Genomic DNA, 381 nt, shown 5'->3' with positions numbered 1-381 from the left:
CCAAAATTCTCCCGTTTTTTCGGTGGGGATTTCATAACCAAAAACATCACGAAGTTTGGTTCCCCCCCACAGTCTTTCTTGCACGACAGATTGTAAAAATAATGGTTCTGACATAACATCTCCTTACTAAATTACTAATGGTTTCATTGTCTATATTATCTTCCACTTTTTAAATAAAATCAAGTCTGAAATTAAAGAAATAAAGCTGTTTTTATTCTTTTTATACAAAATTATTTTTCCAAAGCATCAAGCAATATCTCTTTTTTATTTTTGTAGATGCAATATAAGTAAACAATAAACCTTGCATCAACAGACATCAGAAACAGCTCCAAAATAATACTGCAAAGCAAGATGGACTTACTAGAACCACTTCCCCCGACA

Annotated in this window: 1 pseudogene; it reads right to left on the bottom strand. The window is 32.3% G+C overall.

Annotated features, from left to right (window positions below):
• Nucleotides 1–114: pseudogene (locus tag STRDD10_RS11040) on the bottom strand (mannose-6-phosphate isomerase); the annotation flags it as partial.
• Nucleotides 115–381: the final 267 nt, after the last annotated feature.

Source organism: Streptococcus sp. DD10, assembly GCF_001578805.1.
Taxonomy (GTDB): domain Bacteria; phylum Bacillota; class Bacilli; order Lactobacillales; family Streptococcaceae; genus Streptococcus.
This window is presented reverse-complemented; position numbering and strand designations above follow the sequence as displayed.